The following is a 7,558-nucleotide window of genomic DNA, read 5'->3' as shown; positions in this document are numbered from 1 at the left end:
AAGCGTCAGCGCGACGCGGCGGCGGCCGGCGAGGAAGCCGACCCGCTCCTCGCCCGCGCCCTCCTCCTCACCGTCAACGGTGTCGCGGCGGGCCTCCGCAACACCGGCTGAACCCGCGCGTCCCCACCCGCCCGTTCCCACCGACGCCCCCACCCGATGCCCCCGTCCGGACCCCCATCCGGACGGTGGACGAAGGAGCCCGGCCATGACAGACAGCACACCCGCCCCTTCCCTCCCTTCCCGCCGCCGAGTGCTGCGCACCGCGCTCGTCTCCGGAGCCGCGCTCTCCGTCCCGCTCGCGGGCGCCGTGCCAGGGGCGGCATCCGCCGCGGACACCAGGCTCCGCACCGGCGACGCCCCGCCCCGTACCGGGCGCCTCGCGGACCAGTCGGCCGTACGCACCCTCACGGTGGGAGACGTCCGGCTCACCTACGTCGTCGACGCCGCGATGGAGCTGGACCCCGTGGGCTTCCTGCCCGCCGTCCCCGCCTCGTACTGGAAGGAGAATCCGGGGGCGCTCGCCCCCTCCGGACGGATCGCCGCCTCGGCCGGCGGCGTCCTCGTGGAGCGGGGCGGCCGCCGGCTGCTGATCGACGTCGGGCTGGGCGGCAACGTACTGGCGCCCTCGTTCGGCGTCTCCCGGGGCGGAGCGCTGCTGCGGACCCTCCGGGCGCTGCGGGTGGCGCCGGAGTCCATCGACACGGTGGCCTTCACCCACCTGCACACGGACCACACCGGTCTCGGCTTCGTCCCGGGGCACGACGGGCGGATGCGCAAGGCGTTCCCCCGTGCCGACTACCTCGTGGCGGACGCCGAGTGGGAGCCGTTCTGGAACGGTGAGGTGGAGGTCGGGGCACCGTCCTGGGAGGGATTCATGGTGCCCATGGCGCGTGTGCTGCGACGGTTCGACGACGGTGCCGAGGTGTGGCCCGGCGTCACCGCGGTGATCACCCCCGGCCACAGCCCGGGGCACACCACGTACGTCATCTCGGCCGGCGCCGGCCGGCGCGTCCTGGTGTTCGGCGACGCCTTCCACACCCCGGCCCAGATCGCCCACCCCGAGTGGCCCTCCGGGCCGGACACGGACGTCGACGGCGTCCTGAAGGCCCGCACGACCCTGCTGGGGCTGCTCGGTACGCCGCGGACGTACGGGTTCGCGTTCCACTTCGGCGACCAGGCTTTCGGCAGGGTCGCCGCGACCGGCGACGGGGGCCGCCAGTGGCGGCCGGTGCCCGCACGGGCCCTGCTGCCCGCCCCGATCCGTCTGCCGTGACCGTCGTCCCGGGTGACCCGCGGGTGCGGGCCGCACGGGAACGGGCCGGGTTCCGCCGCACACGGAGCGGCGGAACCCGGCCCGGCTTTTCGGCCGGACCGTTCCGTCAGCAGGCTACTTCGCGCACTTCGCCTGGTCGGCCGTGGACTTGGTCACCTCCGGCGGCTTCACCGGAGCGGTGAGGGAGACCCCCGCACCCTTGAAGTCCTTGCCGAGGGTCAGCGTCATGGCGGGCAGACCCTGCGCGTTGTCGACGCTCTCACCGGGCTTCATCGCCGATCCGGACAGGCCCATCAGCGCGGCGAGCCTGCGGGCCTGGTCAGCCTGGTCGGGGGCGTACTCCAGCGTCGTCCTCGCGAGCTTCTCCGGAGCGTTGGCCCCGTTCTCGGACTTGGTCACGCCCACTTCGTTCTGGAGCCACTCCACGGTCTTCCCGGCAGAGCCGCCCTCGGCGCCGCCGTTGAGGACCCGTACCCGCACGTCCCCCGCGGCGGACTGGGTGCCCGCGAGGCGGGCGGCGACCGAGGCGGCCTCTTCCTTCTTCTTCTTCTGCTTCACCTCGGTGAGGGAGACGTCGTCGGAGATGGCCTGGAAGACCGGAGGCGCGGCCGCCTGGTTGAGGATCACCGTCACCGGGGGGTGCTCGTCCGGGTTGTCGAGCACCGGCACCGTGGTGAAGGAGATGTTCTTCGGCGGGACCTTCTTCAGCTCCAGCGCCATGTCCTTGAGCGTGCTGGGCTTGCCGATGCCGGTGTCCACGGTCAGCGCGTTGGTGGTCGCCTCCGCGAGCTTCACCAGTTTGGTGGGGCTGGTGAGCGTGTCGCTGGAGGACATCTTCCGCATCAGCGAGCCGAGGAACTGCTGCTGGACCGCGATGCGGTCGAGGTCGCCCTTGTTGCCGAAGCTGTGCCGGGTACGGAGGAAGGCCAGCGCCTGCTCGCCCTGGATGGTGTGCGTCCCCTTGCTGAGCTTCAGATGCGAGTCGGCGTCGTCGACGTCCTTGGCGAGGCACACGTCGACGCCTTCGACCGCGGTCGTCAGCGTCTTCACCGCGTTGAAGTCGGCCATCATGAAGTGGTCCACCGTGATGCCGGTGGTCTCCTTGACCGTACGCATGGTGCAGCCGGGGTCGCGGCCGTCCTGGCCGAGACTGGTGTTGAAACGGACGTGCTGCGTCCCCGGCACGATCTTCTCGGTGCCGTCCTCCTGCTTGGTCGGGCAGTCCGGTACGTCGACGATGAGGTCGCGCGGGATGCTCAGCGCCGTCGCGTTCGTCCGGTCCTCGGAGACGTGCAGCAGGATGTTGGTGTCGGCGTGGCCGACGCTGCCGGTGTCGCCGTAGCCCTCGTTGCCGGCGCCGGTCCGCTTGTCGGTGCCGATGATCAGTATGTTGAAGGCCTTGTCCTTGCTGAAGCCCGCGGCCCCGGCGTCCCCCACGTCCGTGGTCGTGACGTTGCCCTCGAGGTGCTTGAGATAGGCGTACCCGGCGGCCGACACGGCCACCAGGACGAAGGCCATCGTGCCGCCGGTCCAGAGCAGAACGCGCTTGGTCCTCGGCTTCCGCTTGGTCCGCGCCCCCCGGCGCCCCGGCGGCTCGGCGGGAGCTCCCCTGCGCCTGCGCGGAGACGGAAGGCCGGCGGGCGACTCCGTGCGGCCCGGCGTCCGGGTGTCGCGCTCGGGCCCGGCCTGCGTACGGCCGGAGCCGCCACCCTCCCCCCGGACCGGCCCCCGCGGGCTCGGAACACCCGTTCTGCCCGGTTGCGGTGCGGAAGGGGTCAATCGCAGTTCGTATTCGCCGGTGCTCGGGTTGAGCACCCACTGGTCTGCGGGGTCGATGTCGTCCGCCCGCCCACGGCCTTGCGCGTCCACGGTTGTCCGAATCCTCCGTCGGGGCCACGCGGCGCCTTCCCCCTGAAGGCGCTCGGGTCTCGTACAAGGTGCCACCAGACACATGCCTTCGGGATTGCCCCCGTGGCCGGTGCACCGGATCGCTCACCCTATCCGTCCGGATCGACGCTGAGCCAAGACGGGGAAACTCTTGACGCCCCCGTATCAGGGCAATTCAGGTGAAAGCGTCTGATGAGTCCTCCCCGTCTTGGCCATTGCCCTACGCAGAGCGCTGATCACGGCCCCTTCTCCGCCCCGCGCCGCACCGCCCGATCGCGTCCCGCCAGGATGCGGTCCGGGGGCGGGGCGTGCAGCGTGGGGGAGTGGTGCAGTCGAGGAGTGTGCTGTGGATCCCCGCCGGCGTCATCGTGCTGGCGGTCGTCGTCGACCTGCTCACCCCGCACGAGGTGACCTCGGCGCCGTTGCTCATCGCCGCGCCCGTCTTCGCGGGACCGCTCCTGCGTCCCCGGGGCATCATCCTGACCGGGCTCGTGGCGATGGCCGTGCACGCGGTCCTCGCCCGCGTCGACGGCACCTTCGGCTGGCGCCGGGGGGTGGCCAACCAGCTCACCCTGGTGGCCGTGACCGTGCTGGCGCTCTTCATCAACCGGAGGCTGGAGCGGCAGTACGCGCACACCCTGCGCGCCAGGCAGGTGGCGGCCGTCGCCCAGCGCGCCGTCCTCCCCGACCCGCCCGAGCGGATCGGCTCCCTGCGGGTCGCGGCACGCTACGTCCCCGCCGAGGACGAGGCCCTCATCGGAGGCGACCTCTACGTCGTCCAGCACACCGCGCACGGCATCCGCGCCCTGATCGGCGATGTCCGGGGCAAGGGCCTCGGTGCGGTGAGCGCCGTCTGCTCCGACCTCGGCGCCTTCCGGTACGCCGCCGACGAGGCCGAGGACCTCGCCGCCCTGACACGCGCCATGGAACGGGCCCTCACCCGCGAGGGCGACCGCCGCGGCGGACTCGAGCGGGCCGAGGGGTTCACCACGGGCCTGCTCGCCGAATTCGCCGCCGACCTGTCGTCCGTACGCATCGTCAACCGGGGGCACCCGCCGCCGGTGCTGCTCGACGTCGAGGGCACCGCCACCCTGCTCGAACCCTCCGAGGAAGCGCCCCCGCTGGGCATCGGCGCGCTGCGGGACTGGACCGCGCCCATCGACACCTTCGCCTTCCCGCCCGGAGCCACCCTGGTCCTCTACACCGACGGCGTCAGCGAGTCGAGGGACAGCACGGGGACGTTCTACGACGCCGCCCAGCGGCTGCCCGTCCTGGCCCGGCGCCGCATCGCCCTGGGCGACCCGGTCGCCCCGGGACAGATCCTCGACGCCCTGATCCGCGACGTCCGCCGCCACACCGGCGACCGGCCGCAGGACGACCAGGCCCTGCTCGCCCTGCACCGCCCCCCGGAGGCAACTTTTCGGTGGTAGCCGGTTTCGGTTCCCCGCTGTCGGTCACCCGAGAACCGGAGACGAAAACACGCAACCGGCCACCGGAAGTGGGAACCATGGAGAACTGGCGCACACGAGCGGCCTGCCGCGAGGAGGACCCGGACCTCTTCTTCCCGATCGGAAGCACCGGGCCCGCACTCGTCCAGACCGAGGACGCCAAGGCGGTCTGCCGCACCTGCCCCGTACGGGAGCAGTGCCTGCGATGGGCCCTCGACAACAACCAGGACACAGGGGTGTGGGGCGGCCTCGCTGAGGACGAACGGCGCGCGCTCAAGCGCCGTGACCGCCGCAAGGCGGGGCAGCGCGGCTGAGGGGGCGAGCCGAGGGGCGGGCTGTTACCGACCGGGTGCCGTGCGCGGACCGCGAGCGGGTAGACGATGAGCCATGGACCTCACCGCTTGGCTCGTCATCGGCGCCGTCGCCGCGCTGCTCACCATGGGTGTCGCCGCCGTCCTGCTCGTACGCGTCGTGCGTGCCCGCAAACTCCTCACCGACGCCGGGATACCGCTCCGGTCCAAGGCCCTGTTCTGGGCCGCGGTGATCTACACGATCTCACCGGTCGACCTCATCCCCGACCCCGTCTACCTCGACGACATCGGCTTCCTCCTCGTCGCCCTCCGCTCCCTGCACTCGGCCGCGAACGCCGCCGGCATCGGGGTACGGGCGGGCGGCGCGGGACGGCGGAGCCGCGAGAAGGCCCTGCCGAGGGCGACGCCCGACGGCGGCTGAGCGGTGCAGGCCGCCCTGCGCGGGTCGCCCCCTGCGCCGGGTGACCCGCACGGGGCGGCCGGCGGGCGGCCGAAGACGGCGCCGGGGGCGGCAGCCTTACGCGGTGGCGACCGAAGACGGCGCGGGAGGCGGCAACCTTTGCGCGGCCGGGGGCGACTGACGTACGCAACCGTCACCCGCCCCCGGCCGAAAGTGCGAACCGTGAACCCCACATCCGCTTCAGCCCGTTCCCCCCACCCACGAGGCAGGCGCCGCAGGACCGCCCGGACCCGCGCGCTCCTCAGCTCGCTGACCGCCGGTCTCCTCGCCGCCGCCGGCCTCGTCGCCGCGGGCCAGACCTCGCACGCCGCGACCCTGCGGCAGGCCGAGGCGCTGGACCGGGGCGTCGTCAGCGTGCACACCGACAGCGGCAACCTGATCAGCTGGCGGTGGCTCGGCACGGACCCCGACGCCGTCTCGTTCAACGTCTACCGGGCCGGTACCAAGGTCAACGCCTCGCCCATCACCGGCTCGACCAACTACTTCCACGCCGACGCGCCCGCCACCGCGGACTACACCGTCCGCGCCGTGGTCGGCGGCGTCGAACAGGCCGACTCCGTCCACGCCATCCAGTTCCGTACCGGATACAAGGACGTGCCCATCACCCCGCCCGCCGGCGGCACCACTCCGGACGGCGTCGCCTACACCTACGAGGCCAACGACGCCTCCGTGGGCGACCTGGACGGCGACGGAGCCCTCGACTTCGTCCTCAAGTGGCAGCCCACCAACGCCAAGGACAACTCGCAGTCCGGTTACACCGGCAACACCGTCGTCGACGGCATCAAGCTCGACGGCACCAGGCTGTGGCGCGTCGACCTCGGCCGCAACATCCGCTCGGGCGCGCACTACACGCAGTTCCAGGTGTACGACTACGACGGCGACGGCGAGGCCGAAGTCGCCATGAAGACCTCGGACGGCACCGTCGACGGCAAGGGCACCACCATCGGCAGCGCCTCCGCCGACTACCGCAACTCCTCGGGCTACGTCCTCACCGGCCCCGAGTACCTGACCATGTTCAACGGCCGCACCGGCGCCGCCATGGGCTCCGTCGACTACGTCCCCGCGCGCGGAACCGTCTCCTCCTGGGGCGACTCGTACGGCAACCGGGTCGACCGCTTCCTCGCCGGAACGGCCTACCTCGACGGCTCCCGGCCCTCCCTCGTCATGGCGCGCGGCTACTACACGCGAACCGTCATCGCCGCCTGGGACTGGCGCGGCGGCGCCTTCACCCGGCGGTGGACCTTCGACACCAACAGCTCCACCAACACCGGCCGGGGCTACGACGGCCAGGGCAACCATCAACTGTCCGTGGCCGACGTCGACGCGGACGGCAAGGACGAGATCGTGTACGGCTCCATGGCCGTGGACGACAACGGCTCCTCCCTGTGGACCACCAAGAACGGCCACGGTGACGCCCAGCACGTCGGCGACCTCGACCCCTCCCGGGCAGGCCTGGAGGAGTTCAAGGTCGACGAGGACGCCTCCAAACCCTCGTCCTGGATGGCCGACGCACGCACCGGACAGATCCTGTGGTCGACCCCGGCCTCCGGCGACAACGGGCGGGGCGTCTCCGACGACATCTGGTCCGGCAGCCCCGGCGCCGAATCCTGGTCCTCGGCCGCCGACGGCGTACGCAGCCCCACCGGCGCCGTGGTCGCCAGCCGCAAGCCCTCCAGCACCAACTTCCTGACCTGGTGGGACGGCGACACCACACGCGAACTGCTCGACTCCACCCACATCGACAAGTACGGCACCTCGTCCGACACCCGGCTGCTCACCGGCGCCTCCGTGCACGCCAACAACGGCACGAAGGCCACCCCCGCGATCTCCGGAGACCTCTTCGGCGACTGGCGCGAGGAGGTCGTCTGGCCGACGACGAACAACACCGCCCTGCGCATCTACTCCACGCCCTACGAGACCACGACCCGGATCACCACGCTGCTCCACGACACCCAGTACCGCACCGCGCTGGCCTGGCAGAACACGGCCTACAACCAGCCGCCGCACCCGAGCTTCGCCATCGGCAGCGGGATGCCGACGGCCCCGCGGCCGGCCATCACCACTCCGTAGGACCCGGTACACACGGGGGGGCCCCGCACTCGGCTCGGTGTCCTTCCATGCTGCCCCACCGGCGCGGACCGGTGTCCGGCGGGCCGGGTCTCCGCCCGCACACGGACAC

Annotated in this window: 7 protein-coding genes; 6 read left to right on the top strand and 1 reads right to left on the bottom strand. The window is 72.2% G+C overall.

Features of this window, described 5'->3' with window-relative positions; all coding sequences use genetic code 11:
* Both ACWCSV_RS34295 and ACWCSV_RS34290 read left to right on the top strand, forming a co-directional pair.
* On the top strand, positions 1 to 111 hold a 111-nt coding region (locus ACWCSV_RS34295; RefSeq protein WP_451145549.1), incomplete at its 5' end, for a phosphoenolpyruvate carboxylase.
* 94 nt (positions 112 to 205) lie between these two features.
* Entirely contained in the window at positions 206 to 1,273 is a 1,068-nt protein-coding gene (locus tag ACWCSV_RS34290; protein WP_451149135.1) for an MBL fold metallo-hydrolase, read from the top strand.
* A gap of 114 nt (positions 1,274 to 1,387) precedes the next feature.
* On the opposite strand, the gene ACWCSV_RS34285 is transcribed toward ACWCSV_RS34290, so the two are convergent.
* A complete protein-coding gene (locus tag ACWCSV_RS34285; RefSeq protein WP_451149133.1) occupies positions 1,388 to 3,142 on the bottom strand; it encodes an LCP family glycopolymer transferase in 1,755 nt (584 codons plus the stop codon).
* Positions 3,143 to 3,483: 341 nt separating this feature from the next.
* Between ACWCSV_RS34285 and ACWCSV_RS34280 the strand changes: the two genes are divergently transcribed.
* The 4 genes from ACWCSV_RS34280 (at position 3,484) to ACWCSV_RS34265 (ending at position 7,449) form a co-directional block, all read left to right on the top strand.
* On the top strand, positions 3,484 to 4,590 hold the full coding sequence (locus ACWCSV_RS34280; RefSeq protein WP_451149131.1) for a PP2C family protein-serine/threonine phosphatase: 1,107 nt from the start codon (positions 3,484 to 3,486) through the stop codon (positions 4,588 to 4,590).
* Positions 4,591 to 4,667: 77 nt separating this feature from the next.
* Entirely contained in the window at positions 4,668 to 4,922 is a 255-nt protein-coding gene (locus ACWCSV_RS34275; protein WP_451149129.1) for a WhiB family transcriptional regulator, read from the top strand.
* Between the two features lie 73 nt (positions 4,923 to 4,995).
* On the top strand, positions 4,996 to 5,340 hold the full coding sequence (locus tag ACWCSV_RS34270) for a YkvA family protein (protein ID WP_451149127.1): 345 nt from the start codon (positions 4,996 to 4,998) through the stop codon (positions 5,338 to 5,340).
* A gap of 201 nt (positions 5,341 to 5,541) precedes the next feature.
* Entirely contained in the window at positions 5,542 to 7,449 is a 1,908-nt protein-coding gene (locus ACWCSV_RS34265) for a rhamnogalacturonan lyase (protein ID WP_451149125.1), read from the top strand.
* Positions 7,450 to 7,558 lie beyond the last annotated feature (109 nt).

The organism is Streptomyces sp. NPDC001770 (assembly GCF_053596135.1).
The sequence above is the reverse complement of the archived record's forward strand: the minus strand, read 5'-3'. Positions and strand labels throughout refer to the sequence as shown.

Bases quoted from the DNA above. Each gene is read 5' to 3' on its own strand.
- ACWCSV_RS34290 (WP_451149135.1), top strand. From the start codon at position 206: ATGACAGACAGCACACCCGCCCCTTCCCTCCCTTCCCGCCGCCGAGTG.
- ACWCSV_RS34275 (WP_451149129.1), top strand. From the start codon at position 4,668: ATGGAGAACTGGCGCACACGAGCGGCCTGCCGCGAGGAGGACCCGGAC.
- ACWCSV_RS34270 (WP_451149127.1), top strand. From the start codon at position 4,996: ATGGACCTCACCGCTTGGCTCGTCATCGGCGCCGTCGCCGCGCTGCTC.